At 57.8% G+C, this 18,474-nt stretch carries 10 protein-coding genes and 1 pseudogene; 6 read left to right on the top strand and 5 right to left on the bottom strand.

Features of this window, described 5'->3' with window-relative positions; all coding sequences use genetic code 11:
• Positions 1-604: 604 nt before the first annotated feature.
• From WH279_RS01865 to WH279_RS01845, 5 genes and pseudogenes are all read right to left on the bottom strand, one after another.
• Positions 605-1,315, bottom strand: a pseudogene (locus WH279_RS01865) (hemagglutinin repeat-containing protein); the annotation flags it as partial.
• A 340-nt stretch (positions 1,316-1,655) separates the two neighbouring features.
• Complete coding sequence (locus WH279_RS01860; protein ID WP_339454833.1) at positions 1,656-3,254, bottom strand: VENN motif pre-toxin domain-containing protein; 1,599 nt, start codon at positions 3,252-3,254, stop codon at positions 1,656-1,658.
• Positions 3,255-3,324: 70 nt separating this feature from the next.
• Positions 3,325-3,597, bottom strand: a complete 273-nt coding sequence (locus WH279_RS01855; protein WP_339454832.1) for a hypothetical protein — start codon at positions 3,595-3,597, stop codon at positions 3,325-3,327.
• Positions 3,584-10,597, bottom strand: a complete 7,014-nt coding sequence (locus WH279_RS01850) for a hemagglutinin repeat-containing protein (RefSeq protein WP_339454831.1) — start codon at positions 10,595-10,597, stop codon at positions 3,584-3,586. Before WH279_RS01850 ends, WH279_RS01855 begins: the two co-directional genes overlap by 14 nt.
• A gap of 50 nt (positions 10,598-10,647) precedes the next feature.
• The gene (locus tag WH279_RS01845; protein ID WP_339454830.1) at positions 10,648-12,252 is read right to left on the bottom strand and encodes a ShlB/FhaC/HecB family hemolysin secretion/activation protein; all 1,605 of its coding nucleotides are present in this window, start codon (positions 12,250-12,252) and stop codon (positions 10,648-10,650) included.
• Between WH279_RS01845 and WH279_RS01840 the strand changes: the two genes are divergently transcribed.
• From WH279_RS01840 to WH279_RS01815, 6 genes are all read left to right on the top strand, one after another.
• Positions 12,251-12,523, top strand: a complete 273-nt coding sequence (locus WH279_RS01840) for a hypothetical protein (RefSeq protein ID WP_339454829.1) — start codon at positions 12,251-12,253, stop codon at positions 12,521-12,523. The two genes, WH279_RS01845 and WH279_RS01840, sit on opposite strands and share 2 nt — an antisense overlap.
• A gap of 441 nt (positions 12,524-12,964) precedes the next feature.
• Complete coding sequence (locus WH279_RS01835) at positions 12,965-13,999, top strand: hypothetical protein (protein ID WP_339454828.1); 1,035 nt, start codon at positions 12,965-12,967, stop codon at positions 13,997-13,999.
• Positions 14,000-14,367: 368 nt separating this feature from the next.
• Entirely contained in the window at positions 14,368-15,105 is a 738-nt protein-coding gene (locus WH279_RS01830; protein ID WP_133844693.1) for a hypothetical protein, read from the top strand.
• Positions 15,106-15,196: 91 nt separating this feature from the next.
• Positions 15,197-15,679, top strand: a complete 483-nt coding sequence (locus WH279_RS01825; RefSeq protein ID WP_133844691.1) for a hypothetical protein — start codon at positions 15,197-15,199, stop codon at positions 15,677-15,679.
• Positions 15,680-15,761: 82 nt separating this feature from the next.
• Complete coding sequence (locus WH279_RS01820) at positions 15,762-16,910, top strand: tellurite resistance domain protein (protein WP_159338597.1); 1,149 nt, start codon at positions 15,762-15,764, stop codon at positions 16,908-16,910.
• Positions 16,911-16,960: 50 nt separating this feature from the next.
• Positions 16,961-18,472 (top strand): SrfA family protein, encoded by a 1,512-nt coding sequence (locus WH279_RS01815; RefSeq protein ID WP_339454827.1) that lies wholly within the window; start codon positions 16,961-16,963, stop codon positions 18,470-18,472.
• The last annotated feature ends 2 nt before the right edge of the window (positions 18,473-18,474 follow it).

Genomic DNA, 18,474 nt, shown 5'->3' with positions numbered 1-18,474 from the left:
AGTTATTTATAGAAAAATAACTGGAGAGGAACATACATACAAAAAAAACACAGTAACTTATTGAGAATTTTATAAAAACTCCACTTTCATTCTCTATGGAAGATGTCATCATTGAGTAAAGTGCTGAGCACGTCACACCAATAAATATCAAAGTTAAGTAACTAAAGACTCTCGCCAAAAATATTCTATGCTTATAACTTGATGGTTTTATTAGTACGACTGTTGGTTTTTTAGCAAAAGATTTTTTAACCATCCATAAAGAAACTATTATGATCAATAAGAAGAGAAACCAATTTGGTGGGTTATTTCCATTCTCTGGCCTATCTATGACTGAGTATATCATAGCCCCTATGAGGGATATGCTTAGAGTGCTTAAATACTCTTTCATATTGTGATAATAGAAGTGATTTTCGTCGTTGATTGGGATTAGGTATTGTTTGAACATTTTTAAATATTCCATGCTGAGAAAATATAGTCATAGGTCGTAGAAGTTCTGGTAAACCTGGCCGTTGATGGCGTTCTCATCCGGGGTCTGACCCGGATGGGCTTTCACCCAGTCTTTCTGCGCCCTGTCCCGGTCTTCCTGGCTGATACTGCCCATCTTGTCCCTGGCATCTTTCGCCGCGCTGATGGCGCCCTGGGTACGCACGATATCCGACACCTGGGTGCTGATTTCGCCAATCAGCTGGGCCTGCTGAATGCGCTTCTGCTCTTTCTCTTTGTCGAATATCTGGCTGATGCTGCCGTTGGCGTTCTCCGCGTCGCGGCTGAGGTTCGCCACGTCCTGGGCCTGTTTATCCTGGTCGCGGATGAGCAGGGTGCCCTCGCTGACGGCGGCTTTCGTGGTGCCGCTGTCGTGGCCGTCTTTGTTGACGCCCGCCAGCAGGGTGTTGGCCATGTTGCCGATGGCCTGGCCGCCGATGCTGCCCCCGGTGCTGAGGCCGATACTCTGGTGCTCGACCTTATAGTCGGCCCGGTTGTGGATATCGCTGAAGCCGAGGGTGCCGGTGTCGAGCTTATTGTTGTCCGCGGTGGCGGTGGAGCCGATGACCGCGCCGTTAAGCTGGGTGTGTTCACCGACGGTGACGTCAAAGCCGCCTTTGCCCGCGAAGATGCCGGTCTGCTCAACCACGCTGTCGTAGTTGCTGTGCATTTTGTCACGGCTGAGGTTGACGCTGGCGGAGCCGGTCATGGAGCCGAAGGTAAAGCTGCCGCCGACGCTGGCGTTCTGCTGCTTCGAGTCGTAGCGGTCGCTGTCCTGCTCGCTGGTCATCGTCAGGTTGCGGGCGACGTCGGCCCTGACCGTCTCGCCGCTGACGATACCGTCGATATTCCGGTGCTCAAGCGTGATCGTTACGATTGCCTGAAACACAGCCGCGACTGACAGATCAATAGATCCCGGCGGTGTTGGCCGGGATTTTTGCAATTATCTGCTACGTTGCATATTGGAACGGTATCTATACCAAGTATATATAGCGCATATTCCACCACCACCAATGCCGAGTTTTACAGCCAGGCGACACATCTCCCACCATGGAAAAAATAACTCTCCACTCTTGAAAGCTGAAAAAGCACACACCAGAACAATCAATATAAAGAAAGTGATAGACATCATCAGAACAACAAAAGCAACAATAAAAACAAAGAGGCAGATTTCATTTCGCATTATCCGCAACTTTTTTCTTGAGATAGTCAACAATTTTAGGCCCTCCCTGTGATCCACCTTCAGTTGCCGCCGCAGCGCCGGCATTACCTGATATCCCTGGTACATTACTAGGCAATAACGGCCCGCTAATCCCCATCCCCATGTCTGTCCATTCCCAATTTTTCCAGTTCGGATTGAGAACCTTATTCAACGGCGTTTCAATGAGATATTTACCCATCCCATAACCAAATGCAGATCCCGCAGCACCCCAGCCAGCCCCAGTTAACGGATCATCACCCTTCAGATAATTCGATGTCGCACCACCTGTTGCATTCCATCCAACCGTTCCCCAGAACCCAGAGCCTGCTGTGGCAGCCCCAATATAACTTGCTATCAGCACATCTGTCGGATTGATCTCGCCATTGATAAGATACTGAATACCCGCGTTTGCTGTTCCACCAATCCCGGCGGTCATTTGCATCCCTCCCGGCAGATAAATCAGGCCAGCAGAAGCCAGCGCACCCGCATAGGCTTTATTTTCCGCAATTCCTCGCTGGCAGGCATCTCCTCCGGGATTATCCGAGCAGGAGAGAACATCCGCACCATGTTCTCTGGTTTTTACTTCGTGAGTCCATTCAGTCCCGCCCATCAGGTTATTCTCCGCCGTCGTCTTCCCTGCCTGCGCGGCATAAACTGCACTTCCGGTACTGTCTCCGGCCAGGCCACCGGCCAGCCCGGATGACAGGGTTGCCAGAGCGCTCAGCGTCTGTTTCTGCGTTTCGGTCAGGTCCGCGACCGGGGTATCACCGTACAGCTGGTCCTTCAGTATCCCCGCGGTTATCTCGCCGAGCGCCGCGCCGGTCGCGCCCGCCGCCGCATTCTGCCCCTGGGCGGCCGCCAGCGCTGCGCCGACGATGGCGTGGGCCACCGCTTTTGCTTCGGGGTTATTGTCGATACCCATTCTGTGACCAATCGCCTCGGCCAGATACGGTGCTGAACCGTTAGCGATGGCCGCAGCGATATCGCCGCCCCCCAGGCCCTGCACCACGGCGGTGGCGGCCTGGATACCCTGCTGGACGGCGCCGCCGGTGCCGAGCCCGGTGGCGTTAAAGGCCTGGTCGTAGAAGTTCTGGTAAACCTGGCCGTTGATGGCGTTCTCATCCGGGGTCTGACCCGGATGGGCCTTCACCCAGTCTTTCTGCGCCTGGTCCCTGTCGGCATCGGTGATACTGCCCATCTTGTCTTTTGCATCTTTCGCCGCGCTGATGGCGCCCTGGGTACGCACAATATCCGACACCTGGGTGCTGATTTCGCCAATCAGCTGCGCCTGCTGAATGCGCTTCTGCTCTTTCTCTTTGTCGAATATCTGGCTGATGCTGCCGTTGGCGTTCTCCGCGTCGCGGCTGAGGTTCGCCACGTCCTGGGCCTGTTTATCCTGGTCGCGGATGAGCAGGGTGCCGTCGCTGACGGCGGCTTTCGTGGTGCCGCTGTCGTGGCCGTCTTTGTTGACGCCCGCCAGCAGGGTGTTGGCCATAAAGGGCCGCTGGATGGAGACGTTTGGGTTTGATACCGGTAAGCTGGCGATTATCACCTTGGAGCTTGGGCGCATGGTGATTAACTGAATATTAATATCTGAACAGCAGGCAAAAATCCCAGCCAAACGGCTGGGATTTTCAGGGTTAATGAGAATCTGATGGCGGCTTTTTACGGGCTTTGCGTTCATCCAGTTTGGCGAAAAGCCATGAACCTGAACCTCCTGCAACCCCTGCAATAACACTTACAACTATAATATCTATGATTACTTTTCTGGTTAAAATTACCTTGCCATCAAAAATTAAATCAATAGCAGCATTAGCTATAAAAAAGAAAATAAAACAACAAAAAGTAAGATAAAAAACACTTAAAAATAAAAGTGTTAAAGTTATCTTATGCTTTTTTTTATTTAATAACATTATTAGTATCCTTTTCATTAATTTTATCTTTCACTTGATTACCAATAAACTCTCCCCCAACAGAGCCAATAACCTCACTTACAAAACCAGATCCGGGGCCTAAAACTGGATCTAATATCGGCGGTGCAATCGCACTAACTACACTACCAACTGCCCAGCTAGAGGCTGTTCCGGTTAAAGCGCCTTTATCTAGGCCATCAGTAAAGAGCGTCCCTCCCGCTGAGATCCCTGCGTTCTGCCACACTCCCCGCCCCGGAGCAAGCGCTCCCGTAATTCCTGCTGAGATACTTCCCTTATAATCCCAGGTTTTCTTTTCGTTTCCAGGCTGGCTCAGATCGAACCACTGATAACTGCCGTTGGCAATTTCAGATATTATTGCCCCACCCACCACTTTACCCGCCGATGCCGCTGGCCCTAAATAAGCCGCACCCGCGACCAGCGCGATATCCGTATAACCCTCAACGATAGCCTTCGTTATATTCGCACCATCGGGTAAGTCCCCTTTCACATTTTTGCTTAATGCCGCATTCACTTCTTCCGTTGTCACTCCGGCATCGATCATCGACATGCCAAGCGTAGAAGCCCCCTGACTGTAGTCGGTCATACCTTTTGGCAGACTGAACATCTCGTTATTTTCTGCGGTATTTTTCCCGGCCTGCGCTCCGGCTAATGCTGATGTGCTGCTATCTCCCGCAAGTCCGCCTGCCAGACCACTTGCCAGTGTCGCCAGTGCACTGACAGTCTGTTTCTGCGTCTCTCCCAGGTTATTGAAGTCATCCGTACCATACATCGCTTTTGCAATCGCTGACGTCCCGATGGCTGCTGTAGCCGCTCCGGCAGCAGCACCTGCTGCGTTTCTTCCCTGCACCTCAGCCAGCACTCCTGCAACCACAGCATGAGCCATCACACGACTCGCTTCATCGGGTGCCCGCTTATGGATTTGTTCAGCCAGATACGGGGCCATACCGCCCGCTATCGCGCTGGTGATATCACCGCCCGCCAGGCCCTGCACCACGGCGGTGGCGGCCTGGATACCCTGCTGGACGGCGCCGCCGGTGCCGAGCCCGGTGGCGTTAAAGGCCTGGTCGTAGAAGTTCTGGTAAACCTGGCCGTTGATGGCGTTCTCATCCGGGGTCTGACCCGGATGGGCTTTCACCCAGTCTTTCTGCGCCCTGTCCCGGTCTTCCTGGCTGATACTGCCCATCTTCTCTCTGGCATCTTTCGCCGCGCTGATGGCGCCCTGGGTACGCACGATATCCGACACCTGGGTGCTGATTTCGCCAATCAGCTGCGCCTGCTGAATGCGCTTCTGCTCTTTCTCTTTGTCGAATATCTGGCTGATGCTGCCGTTGGCGTTCTGCGCGTCGCGGCTGAGGTTCGCCACGTCCTGGGCCTGTTTATCCTGGTCGCGGATGACCAGGGTGCCGTCGCTGACGGCGGCTTTCGTGGTGCCGCTGTCGTGGCCGTCTTTATTGACGCCCGCCAGCAGGGTGTTGGCCATATTGCCGATGGCCTGGCCGCCGATGCTGCCCCCGGTGCTGAGGCCGATACTCTGGTGCTCAACCTTATAGTCGGCCCGGTTGTGGATATCGCTGAATCCGAGGGTGCCGGTGTCGAGCTTATTGTTGTCCGCGGTGGCGGTGGAGCCGATGACCGCGCCGTTCAGCTGGGTGTGTTCACCGACGGTGACGTCAAAGCCGCCTTTGCCCGCGAAGATGCCGGTCTGCTCAACCACGCTGTCGTAGTTGCTGTGCATTTTGTCACGGCTGAGGTTGACGCTGGCGGAGCCGGTCATGGAGCCGAAGGTAAAGCTGCCGCCGACGCTGGCGTTCTGCTGCTTCGAGTCGTAGCGGTCGCTGTCCTGCTCGCTGGTCATCGTCAGGTTGCGGGCGACGTCGGCCCTGACCGTCTCGCCGCTGACCTGCGCGCCCGTCAGGGTGGTGTCGCGGCCGCTGACCAGGTTCACCGCCTGCCCGGCGTTAAGCAGCGTCTCCGTATGGGTGGTGCCATTGCCGCTTTCGTGGCCTTTGCCCTTGTTGAGGCTGGCGGAGACGCTGATGCCGAACCCGCCGGAGCCAACGCCGATGCCGACCCCGACGCTGCCGCCGCTGCTCTTGTTGCTGCCGGTCAGCAGGGAGGTGTTCTGCGCGGACGTCAGGGTGATATCGCGGTTAGCCGTCAGGTCGATGTTTTTTCCGGCCTGCACGGTGGTGCCCTGGAGGAGGATATCGCCGTCGGTACCTTTGTTGCCGCTGCCGTTAGCGGTGATTTTTACGTTATCCCCGGCGGTCAGGCTGCCGCCCCGCGCGGTAACCTGCTCGCTGTGCTGGGTAGAGGTCGACGACTGAGAACCGTAAGAGAGGCTGATCCCGACCGTATTGTCTGACGCGCCCGGCGTCCCGGACTGGGCACTGGCCAGGCTCGCGGCCTGAGCGGCCTGCACCCCGGAGAGTGCCGCTTTGGTCTGCTGCAGGGCGGCGATGCGGCTGTCTTCGGTTTCCTGCGCCTGGTTGGCGGTCTCGACGGCGGTATTGAGCGCGCTGCCGACGGCGCCGGAGAGGGCGAGGGTAAAGCCGCTCTGTTTCTGCTCGACCCTGTGAGTCTGTGCGCTGCTGTCGCTGGCGGCGGTAATGGCAACGTTTTTGCCCGCCAGGCTCATCTCTTTCGCGGCAATCAGCTCAGCGCTGCGGGCGGAGAGGTCGTTGCCTGCTTCAAGGCTGAGGCTGCCCGCGCTGCTGCCGACGGTGCTGATGGCGTGGGCGGTGCTGTTGCCGTCGTCGGTGGTTTTGACGCTCTGACGGCCGTAAGAGAAGCCGATACCGCCGGTCCCCATCAGGCCGGATTTGCTCTCTTTGATAAGATGGTTTTCCTGACGCTGCTCTTCGGCGGTGTCGAGGGTCAGGTTATTGCCCGCCGCCAGCCGGACGTCGTTTTCGCCCGCCACGTTGCTGCCGCGTACCGTCAGATTGTTACCTGCCAGCAGGGTCACGCTGTCGCCGGTCACGTTGCTGGCGGTTGCCTGGGTGGCCTCGATCTCATCGTGGGTCTCCAGCGAGCGGCCGGAGAGGAAGCCCTTGCTGGTCTGCCTGCTGTGTTCGGTCAGATGATACGCGGACTCCCCGGCCACGATATTCATATCGTTCCCGGCCACCGCGCTCAGGGCGTCGGTGGCATTGATCGAGGCCGCAAGGGCGTTCAGGTCATTGCCTGCCGACAGCTGCACGCTGCCGTTGCCGGCGATCTGGCTGCCGACGTCGCTGCGCTGGGTGAGGTCGCGATAATTATCGCCGCCCCAGTCGCCGCGTTCGCTGTGGGTGGTGGCGATCGTGCCGAGATTAATGTTGTGCCCGGCGCTCAGCACAGTGGTGCTCTCTTTGCCGTTATTACCCACCAGAGTGGCGTTAAGGTTGATGTCGTTCACGCCCTGCAGGACCAGTTTGCCGCTGTCATTCTGGACATAAATCCCGGCGGTGCGATCCAGGCTGCGGTTGCTGTCATCGCCGCTCAGGGTGCTGGTACTGTTCAGGTTGCGTCCGGCAGTGACCTGCAGGGCATCGTCCGCCAGCAGTGTGCCTCCCACGTTGTTGAAATCGGTGAGGGTGGCGATATCGATCGTGCCGCCGCGGATCAGACCGCTGTTAGTGACGTTGTTCGCCGCGATGGCAGTGATCTCGCGCCCGGCGAGGGTGCCGCTGTTGTTGAGGTCGTCTGCGGTCTGCAATGCCACGCGGTTGCCCGCCATCAGGGAGCCGTTACCATCCACGTCGCCCTCTTTCACCCGCACATACACCTGCGGGACCAGCACGCGCTGGCTGCTGCCGTCCGGGAGCTGAACGGTCTGCTCTACCATCCACACCATATCTGATGTCAGCAGGGCCATCTGTTCCGCGCTGAGCGCCACGCCCGTGGTGAGGTTGTGCTCACGGGTAAAGGCGACACCGGCATCCATCAGGGCTTTGTACTGGGCATTATCATCGTCGAAGCCGCTGAGATAGCGCTGGCCGGTCAGGCTGGTGACCTGGTTGCGGATCAGCTGCTGTTCATAGAAGCCGTCGCCGAGGCGTTTAAGGATCGTATCCCCGTTCGGTGACAGGGCGTTCTGCATATAGTCGGAGCCCAGCCAGGTGCGCTCTTGGGTAAAGCGCGGATCGGTCTCCACCAGGTAGTGGCTGGTCGTGGAGGCGTGAACCGTATAGAGGCTGCCTGAGGGAACGCGGGTGTCCCCGACGCCGGTGCGCACGACTTCGCCGCTGCTGTTCTTCGCGCTTTCCCACGTCTGGCCTGCAGGCAGCGCCACCGGGCGATCGCTGCCGCCCTGGGCCGGGTTATTGTCTTCCCATGCCATCGTACTGAGGGAGATAGCCTGGGTCACCGGAGAGGGACGGTAGCTGTTGGTATCTTTCCCCTGCGAGGTTTTGGTACCGCCCAGTTTCTTTTTCTTTTTCTTCGCATACCAGCGGGTCTGGCTGCCAATGTCGGTGATGATTTTCACCCCACTGGTGGCATCATTATTGAGCAGGCTAATCACCCCACCCAGCACCTTCGCGGCGATGACCTGGCTGTCCAGGTTATTCATCTGGTCGCTGTTAATGGTGAGGTTGCCGCCGGAGAGAATTTTCCCCGGATCGCTCTCAATAACACGCGTTTCCTGGACGGTGCGGGTGTAGTTGTATTCGTAGAATTTATCGCTGCTGCTGCCGTCCGGCATTTTCGCCGAGTGGACGCCGTACTTATTTTTCTGACTGGTGTTAACCTGGCTCCAGTCGTAGCGCTGAGTCTTGCCGCTCAGCACGGCTTCATGGTGGCGGCTGGTCCCCGTCACCACCACGTTCGTCACCAGATGGTTGTTCAGGTTATGGATAGTCTCCATATCAAGGCGCATATCGCCGCCCGACTCAATGGAGGCACCGCGATTGGTCAGCACTCCGCCGCGCCCGGTGGCGTTCAGATTCGTGTCCAGGCTGCCGCCTATGCCCATCGCACCCGCGCTGTAGATCAGGCCATGGCCGGTGTTGTTCAGCGCCCCGGCGGCGATATCCAGCCGATCGCGGGCCGCCAGGGTCGCGGCCACGCCGGTTTCTGCCCCGTTATCCAGGGTGTTCGCCTTAATAGCGATATGGTCGCCGTAAATACGCCCGGCGCCGAGGTTGGTGAGGGTGCCGGTGTCAATATGGGTCAGGGTGCCGTCGATCAGGCCCCGGTTGACCAAAGAATCGCTCAGTAAGAGATGGGATTCACCGCCCCCCAGCTCCGCGTCCCGCGCATTGGTGGCGCTGGCGGCCTGCAGCGTCAGCGTCTTACCCGCCAGCAGTTTGCCCTGGTTGTCCACGGTGCCGCCGCTGGTCAGCGTCAGGTCGCCATTTGCCAGCAGCAGGCTCTGGTTGGTCAAGCCCTGCTGCAGGCTGAGGTTCAGATCGCCTTCGGAGAGGATTTTTCCGTCGCCGCTGACCGTATCCGCCGTGATGTCCATGCGCTGCCCGGCGACAAGGTTGCCCTCGCGGTTAGTGATGCTGCGGGAATTGAGGTCCACATTTTTGCCGCTCAGGGTGCCGCCGTCATTCAGCAGGCGGCCTGTGCTGCGGGCCTCAAGCTTGCCGGTGGCGTCCACGCTGGCCAGGCGGAGATCCAGATCGCCATGACCGGCGTCCAGGGCGGTATTGCCTGTTGCCGTCCGGCTGCCGCTGGCATCAATCCCCTGAGCGTTGGCGGTGAGGGTGCCGCCGGCAATATTTTGTCCCTGCAGGGTCAGGCGACCGTGGCTGGAAAGGGTGACGTTGCCATGCTCGCCTGCCTGCCCGTCTTTATCGATACCGGCGGCAACGGTGCTTTGTGCGGTCGCGGTGATGCGGTTTCCGCGCAGGGTCAGATTATCGGCGGTGGCGAGGGTGCCGCTGTGTTCGATTTCGCCGCGACTGTTCACCTCCGCACTCCCGCCAGCGTAGATTTTTCCACTATTTCTGACGCTGCCTGCGGTCAGCCTCATATCACCCGCGCTGTTCAGGTTGCCGCTGTTGTCAATCTGGCCATCGGCGGTGACCACCACCGTTCCGGCCTGGGCCCCGATATTCCCGGCGTTGCGCACGCCGACACCCGCTTCGCTCCCGGTGAGGCGGATTTTTCCTGCATACATTCCGCCAAGGCTGGCGACATCCACGGCAAGCTGAGGACGCGTCGCTGCATCACCGTTTTTGGCCACGACCTTTTCATGGGCGGCATCAACGGTGCTGGCCCCGGCGGTGACCTTCAGGTCATTGGCCCAGAGTCCGGCGTTCACTTTTACCGAACGGGCGATAATGTCGGTGTAATCCTGGCGGGAGGTATCCATCCCTTTGCCCTGAATAACGATATCGCCCTTGCTGACGTCGTAGCCGGTCAGGTTGCCGTTGTTCAGCTGCGCCTGCCCGGTAGTCAGGGTGGCGCGGTTGGCGTTGATAAAGCCGCAGCCGTCGCAGGTAATGCCCGACGGGTTGGCGATCACCACCTGGGCCTTTTTGCCCGCCACTTCGATGTAGCCGTTAAGCTGACTCGGATTGCGCGAGTTTACTTCGTTAAGGATGATTTTGGCTTCACCGCGCGACAGCCACGGGTTGCTGGCCACCATACCGCCGATCTGGGTGGAGGCATGAGTACGGCTGTTATTGAGGATGACGCCTTTGTTGTTCACGTCGAACTGGCTGTAAACGTTGCGGGAGACCCCGCCCTGGCTCGGTGTCTGGATATTGACCTGGGGTGTACCGTTGGCGCTGCTGATAATAGTCGGCTGCTGCGAACCCGGCGCGCTCTTATCGGCCACGACATTGGCCGTTGCCGGTTGCACTGCGCCCAGCGCCAGCAGCAGGCCGAAGGCGAGGGCATTCAGGCGAGTAATGCACTGACGCTGCACGCTGGCGGAGCCAGACGCCGGGCAGGCTACCGCACGACAGCTTCGGGTGATTTCTGCCACCACGACCAACATACCGCGTGCTTTATTGAACACGATACGATACAGATTTTTATTCATCCTTAAATCCCACTCATCAATGGAAACCCGTTATGTCGTGAGGTGACGACTCAGTAACTCCAGTTCAGGCTAAAACCCAGGGTGTAAGGGCTGGTTTTAAAGCCGTCAGGTCTCGAGAAGGGCACGCCCGCGAAGGCGTCGTACCCGGTATTAAAAACAGTGCCGCGCAGGCCGGCAACGCCGCCTGCAAGATGTTGACCAATCAGCATGCCTGCGCTGCTGGTGCCGCCGACTTCGCCGTAATCCGCGCCCAGATAGAACTCCTGTTGCGGCAACGGCGTTTGCCAGGCGAGGTCATTGCGCACGAACCAGCCACGGCTGGCGCTCAGGTTGCGTTCGCCATCGAAGCCGCGCACCGTCCAGCGTCCGCCGATGGAGAATTCATCCTGCGGCGTCAGGGACATTGAACTCATCTGGCGCAGATACTGCACGTTGTAGCGGAACGACTCGCCGACGATCTCAAAGGGAATATCCAGACCGGCGCTGAGGGTAACGATTTTGCTCTTTGCCGTGGCTTCGCCGTTGTACTCCTCCGGGGCCGGGATGGCCCCAAACCAGCGGGTACCGCGCTGATAGCTGATGCCCGCATCCAGCGTGCTTTGCCCGATATAGTGACGATGGGACAGCCCCAGCCGCCAGGCGGCGGTCTTGCGATGCTGCACCTCGACCTCGGTATCGGCGATGTAATTGCGCGATTCACTGGTCAGCACGTCCCAGCTGACGGACGTCTTCTGCGTGCCGCTGCGGTGCAGTACCCGGCTGAGCTGGACGTCGAGGTTTTTGCGTTTTCCGCTGTAGAGATAGTCCTGATTCAGGCCCGCCACCGTCTGGTGATAGTCATAATCGCTGGCCGTGGCGCTGGCCATCCAGTAGCCAAAAGGCACCGAATAATGGGCGGTGATGTTTTTACTGCCTTTATCGTCGCCGGTTTTGAGGCTGCGGGTGCCGGAAAGATAAAAGAGATCGCTCAGGGAGAAGGGGTTATCCAGCGACAGGGTCGCACCACCCTGATAACGCCCGGTGGCGACGGAACCTGAGTCATCCAGCGAGGCCCCCAGGCGCCACATCTTGCGCTGTTGCCACTGCACCACGATATCGCTCTCGCCCGGCAGCTCGCCGGGTGCCACTTCCATATTGGCCTCCACCGTCGGCAGACGCTGCAGGTTTTCCAGCCCCTGTTCGATATCACGCAGGTCGAGCAGGTTTCCGGCATGAGCCGGGAAAGCGGTCCAGAGGGTCAGCCAGCGATCGCTGTCGGGGCTCCGTTTCACCTCGTGAACGTAGCCGGGCATGATCACCAGCGACAAGGTTCCACGGGTCAGATCCTGATTCGGGGCCAGTATACGGGAAGTTACATAGCCGTGGTCAATCAGGCGATTTTGCAGGGTGCTCATCAGCTGATTAATGCCCTTCCCGCCGAGGCAGTGGCCTTCACCCTGACGGGCGAGGCGCTGCAGTGGCAACCAGTGCGGCAGGGCCTCCTGGCCGCTCAGTGTTACCCGGTCTATCTGAAAGCAGGGAGTTTCTGGCGCAAAGTGAATGCGGCCAAAAGAGGAGGAAGGCGCCGAAAGGCGCACGTCCGGGGTGGGCGGTGTCAGGGTTTCTTCCAGCGCTCTTTGCCGCTGCTGCTGGGACTGAAGCGTCCGGTCGATCATGTTCTTTTCAGCCGCAGGACGCTCAGGTGGAGGGACCGGGGCGGCAGACGGGGAAGAGGGGATCATCAGCGCGATAAGCGTGAAAGCTGAAAAAATGAACGGCGTTGTGCCGCGGGCCGTCCCTGTCGGTGTGTTGCGCATCATCCCTGTGACTTCTCTTGATTTTTTTATGAAAGTGCTTAATAAACAAACTGCGCGGATGATAAAAGAATTGTTAAGAGCTGTAAATATAAGTGTGAGTGTTAACAGGGAAGTTTCCGATAATTCTTAGAATGAAATTTTAAAAAATCTCTGGGACTGAGAGTGGCGTTTACAGCCCGGTTTTATCCGGTACTACGGATGGTTTTTTCGTGTTTATTCCGCAATTTCAGGCGCTTTTAGGGAGGGTTTCTGCTGGAGAACTCGGTGTTGTCCAACACAGCAGGGCCAGTTGTTTCATGAATTATTCAGCAATCCCTCGTCCCAATCGCAAGTCTCTCGGGGTTGGCGAGGGACGGATACCCGCAAAAGGGAAAGAGGACCGTTCAATATCGTTAATGGAACGCCTGGTCGACATTTTTATCAGAAATGAACGGCTGGCCCGCGGTGTGCTCACTCTTTCCCCGGCGTACCCCGACCAACACCAGGCCCCGGAAAGACGATGCATCGTCACCCCTTGCATCTTCCCCTCACTCCCTTAAAATTTCCCCCTCTCTGGCGTAAGGAACATCGGATGTCACAGTACTGGTGGAAGGACCTGCACGACCGCAATCATGCCTGGCTGGGGCTGGAATTACAGAGCCCGAAACCCACCATGCCGCCCATTCTGGAGATGCACAGCGGGCATCATGGCCGCATGGCGCTGTCACTGCGCGGTGTGCCGCTGTTCTGGGGTTCGATGCTAAAAGATCATTCCGGCCTGTGGCGGGTGTTTAACGCTGAGCATCCTGATCCATATGCGTTATTACCGCCCATTACTTCGCTGGCGCTGGAGTCGATTCGTCGCTCCGGGCCAGAGGCGTGGATGGGCGAGTGGTGCCGCTATTTTGCCCGCCATTTGCTGACGCCTGACGTTCCACTGTTATCCGCGGGCCGCTGGCTGCTGCGCCCGATGTTACCCACCGCACCCGTCGCACCTTATTCCCTTCAGCAAACGTCTCCGGTGGAAAGCTGGCGTTTTCACGCCCCTGCCCGCAGCGGGAATATCGGTTTTAGCTGGTCACTCTTCGCGGAAGATATGCCGAACCTGATGGCCCCGACGCGCGTCTCGCAGGTTGACTGGTGGTGGAATGGCACCCCGCTGCTGGCCCGTTACGCCCTTCAACCGCACGCAGGGCGCCTGAAATGGTGGCGCAAGAAGAGCCGGGAAGGGGCGCTGCCGCCGGTACTGGTGCGCTTCATTGCCGGGCTGGGTTCATTCGTTATTCTGGATGGTCACTACCGTTTACAGGCCGCCATCGAAGAGGGCATGCCGCCGCCGTTTCTGGTGCTCAGTGAACTGGGGGAAAGAACCTTCCCGACGGACCCGGCGCATCAGGAAAAGATCGTGCGTGCGCTGGCTGCCCAGCAGCAAAAGAACCCCGCTGTGAATCTTGATGGCGTGAATCAAACGCTGATTAATCTGTATGACAGCCACGATCTCTATGCCCCTGCGTACAGTCGTGCCGTGCTCGGTGATGGCGAAGGCTGGGCGCGGGAGGTCACGGAGTATTTGTGCAGAGATGATGAGCAAGCGGTATTAGAGAAAATCCTGAAGCGTATCGTCTGACCGAGTGCTTGCGCCCCTCAGGCGGTCCCGCCCCCCTAAAAGCCCCTCTCCTCCATTCGTAGAAGAAAGCCTGAACGGTCAGGTTCAAATTTGATTACATTTATTCATGAAACAATGTATAAAAACATAAAAAAATTTACGAATAATCTTATGTACAAAAAATAACCAGAATCAGGATGTCGAGCACTTGCGCCCCCCGATGAGATTATTTAATCCTCTCTGCTGGCCGCCAGATGTTATCCCGCGATAACACCTCTTCCGTTGCGCGATAATCCTGAAAGAATATCTCTTCTTAAGACAAATTTTCACAAAAATGAAATTAACGGGTCACACACACAGCCCGTCCATTATTTAAGGATGAAACACTGATGAAGATTTTTAGCCGTAGCGCAACCTGTTTACTTGTTTCTGCCACTCTGCTTCTGAGCGGCTGTGCCAATACCGGCAGTTCTCTGTTGTCCGGTACAAAAGCCGACCCGCGACTGACCAGCGGTGAGCAGGCTAAGTTCTTTAGTGCATCGGGCGCACAGGGTTGTGGAGTGGGTGCCTTAACGGGTGCTCTGGCGGGCGCGGGTATTGGCGCGCTGGCCGGTAACGGTAAAAAAGCGCTGGTCGGTGCTGCCATTGGGGGCGCCGCGGGTTGTGCGGTGGGGATGACGGCTAACTACTACCTGGATAGCCTGAAAAAAGATTACGCCACCACTGCTGCTCGCCTGCAGGCAATGGGCACCGACATCCGCAAAGATACAACGGCGGTAGAGAAAACCTCTACGGCGATGAAACAGGTCATCAGTGACAACCAGGCAACTCTGACCCAAATCAGCATCCAGAAAGATAAAGCCGGTTTTGATAAAGCCAGCGCCAATAAGCAGCTGGATCAGATTGATGCCAATATCAAAGAAATGAAAAGCCAGATTAAAGTCATGAAAGACAAAGATGCTGCTTATAAAGTCGCCCTGCAGGGACAATCAACGACGAATAAAACAGATAAAACCAATCTGACCGCATTAAATAAAGAATATACCCAGCTTAATAGCAAAATCGCCGCTCTGGAATCAGAAGCGAACGGTCTTTACAGTCAGCGCCAGGCTATTTCACTGGGTTAATGCAGAGGGGCTGACAGAACTGTCAGCCCCTTTTCACACCTGTCACTGGCCTTAAAACCTTATTTGTTTTCCTCATTTCATGGAACATTTCATGAGAAAATATGTATTACTCGCTTCAGTATTGCTTACCGGTTGTGCCACCTCTCCTCAGGACTGCGACCTGCAGGCGCAAGATCCCAGCTTCCTGACGAAATTGAGCTGCACCACCTCCGGTGGCTATCGGCAGAAAGTCAGTGAAGAAGAGCAGAAGGTCCAGCTCAGTCAGTGGGAAAATCAGCGCGCCAAACAGGATCTGGCCAATACCCAGAACCGGCAGCAGGTCACGGATCAACAGCTGAGCAATGAACAGGTGCGACTGCAGGCAGCGCGTACCGATCTGGCGCAGACAATGAAACGCCTTAAATCCGACAACGTCAAAAGCAAAGCCAGCCAGAAAGAGATTAAACAGTTGCAGGCACTGCAACAGCAAGCGCAGCAGGCCACCAGCGCCAGCGACGTTGCCGCTATTGAGAAAAAAGTGGCCGACGCCAGGAAAAGGGTGGAAGCACTGGAGCAGGCGAACACGCTGCAGTAACGCGCCCTTTGATGTGACGATATGCTGATCCGCCGCGAACCGGCGGCGGATGCCAACGATAACCACAAGACGACCCTGTGTAATGCAACGATTAACACGTGCAGCGCCGATTAATGATTCTACTCTGGCCACCTATGAGGAGACGGTTGCGATTATCCAGCGCTATCTCCCTCCGTCTCTTGCGCTGGTGTTTGCCACCGCCCGGCGCGATCCTGCCGGGCATCTGGAGTGGTGGACCGACCGCCAGGGCGTTGCCCGGCCATTGTCGGCACTGAATGAAGCGGAACAGCAGGCGCTCCACAGCAAGCTCCAGAATTACCGTGGAATACTGGCCGGGCTGATTGAGCAGCTGACCGCCCGTGGCGAGGAGCAACCCGCACAGGCGTTGCAGCAGTTACTCGTCCATTCACAGCAGCTGGACTGCTATGCGGTCGGCGATGAACCGGTTCTGGTGAACTGGGTCATTGTGGCACCGGAGGCCCCGCCCCCGGTGGTGGTGGTGCCGTGGTGGCGACGCGCGCTGCCCTGGCTATTGCTGTTGTTGCTTTTACTGTTACTGCTCGCCCTCGCCTGGTGGTGGTATCACCATCGTACTCACCCCGAGCCCGTGGTGCCGGCACCGCGTGAAACCCCCGCTGCCGTTGCCCCCACGCCACCCGCCAGTACTGAACTGACGCAGGATAACCCCAGTATTAACCTTGCGAAACGCAAGGATTTCGGGCGCATCAAAATCAACCTGACCTGGAAACAGGGCCAGCAGCAGCAGCCTATCGACCTGGATATCGCCGCGTTTGTCCGCTTTAAAAATGGCGACATCAGCGGGGTGGAAGCCCTCAGCCACGCCGCGGGCGACTATGAAAAACCGCCTTACATCCAGTTGAAAGAAGATTTGCGTAACGGTAACAACCAGGACGGTGAGTGGCTCTTCATCAACGGCAGCCGCTGGGCGGAGATTGATGAGGTACTGATTTACAGCTTCATTTTTGGCGGAGCCAGTAACTGGCAGGGCACCGATGCGACGATCACGGTGCATGTACCGGGCCAGGCGCCGATCAGCACCACCTTGAAGGAGGGCAGTCAGCGCAATAATGTTGCGGCGATCGCCCGATTAAAAAACGTCGATGGCGAGATAAAAGTGGAACGCCTTAACCGCTTCTTCCGCGATCGGGAGCCGATGGATAAGTATTACGGCTGGGGATTTAAATGGAAGCCGGGTGCGAGCAAAAACTAGCCACATTCATTATAACGTTCGTTCATTCACAGCGTGACAAGGTTTAGACAATGCGAAATGCGATTCAGGGACCACTGCTACGTACCGGACATAACTCCTCATTTAAGGCGCTGGGTGAAACGGGCTACCCCGTGTTCAAGATGGCATTTCAGCTACGCGAAGCGATCTACCGTCTTGATGCCGGACGTGACCTGGCCCGTCACCTTGCCGTCCCGCATAACGATCAGGGGGGCGATCGCACCGACTGGTACAGCAGCTTTCCTGGCGACATTATTCCGTGGAGCAGCGCCAGTGAAACGGAGCGCGCCTCCGCGCGTCAGCAGTTCAGCGAATTCCAGATCGCGGTACAGGCACTCAGTGAACAGCTGCTTAACGCTGAGAACAGCGGTGCCGGTGGCGATCGCCGGGTCTTTGCTCAGCTGCTGAAATCAGTCAGCCATTTCCCCGATTATGATTTTGTCTATCTGGTCAACGGCGTGCTGGTGATCACCTTCTGGGGCTTTGTTCATCCCGGTGGTGAAACGCGCAGCCCCCTGCACTGGCTGGAACCTGCATCGGTGCCTGCGCCGTCGGCGGCGATGATCCCTGGCACCACGCCGCCGCGTGCGGCCGCTACCGTGGCCAGCCCGCCAGTGGTGGAGACGGTCACACGTGGCCGCCGCTGGAACTGGCGCTGGTTACTCTGGGCGCTGCTGGGGCTGCTGTTACTGGCCCTGCTGTTTGGCCTGCTGCGTGGTTGCGTTCCTACGCTGTCATTGCCGGGCCTGCCGGGTTTCCCGGGGAATAAACCCCCCGCGCTGTCGGTCAACAATGAGGGCCATCCTCAGGTGCCCGACGTGAAGCTGCCGGAAATGCCGGCCATGCCGGACCTGAAATTGCCGAATGTCGCAGGGCAAAACGGTGCTGTCGCAGGCGCGCCTGGCGCCAGCCTGCCGGGCAGCGCTCAGGACGTGGGGGGTGTTCCGTCAGCGACGGAAGCACCACAACCCTTCGCCAGCGACACGCCACCCGCGGCAGACGATGCGCAGGCTACGGAGCCCGCAGCCACGACGGATCCGGTTCAGCCCGCACTGACGCCGGAAGCTGCAGCGAATCCAGAGGCCGCGCCCACCACGCCGCCAGAGCCGGGTGCTGAAACGCCCGCAGTGGCACCCAATACCGTCCCGCCGGTGATCCCGCCTGCGGGCAAACCGCTGGCAATCCCGCCGACCCTGCCTAATGGTCCGGCACAGTTTCTCAACGGCCAGTGGCGGGTAAACGGCGGTATCCAGGACAAACTCACGGGCCGCCCGCTGCAGTTGCAATACAACTTTAAGCAAGGTGAGGGCACCGTCAGCGTGCGCCAGTCGAGCGGTGTCACCTGCCAGGGCCCCGCCAGGGGCGACGTGCAGCAGGGGGCGCTCAGCATTACTAACCCAGAGCAGATGAAATGTAGCGACGGTTCAGACTTTATTGCGCCCGTCATCGCCTGCAAATCGCCTGCCGCCGATCACGCCGAGTGTGTCGGCAGCAACGACGGGGAAAAAACCTTCCCTATTCGTATGCTTCAACCCAATACCTGAAC

The sequence above is a fragment of the Erwinia sp. MYb375 genome (genome assembly GCF_037479175.1).
Lineage (GTDB): Bacteria > Pseudomonadota > Gammaproteobacteria > Enterobacterales > Enterobacteriaceae > Erwinia > Erwinia rhapontici.
Note: the sequence above shows the minus strand (reverse complement) of the source record. Positions and strands in the feature narration are given on the sequence as shown.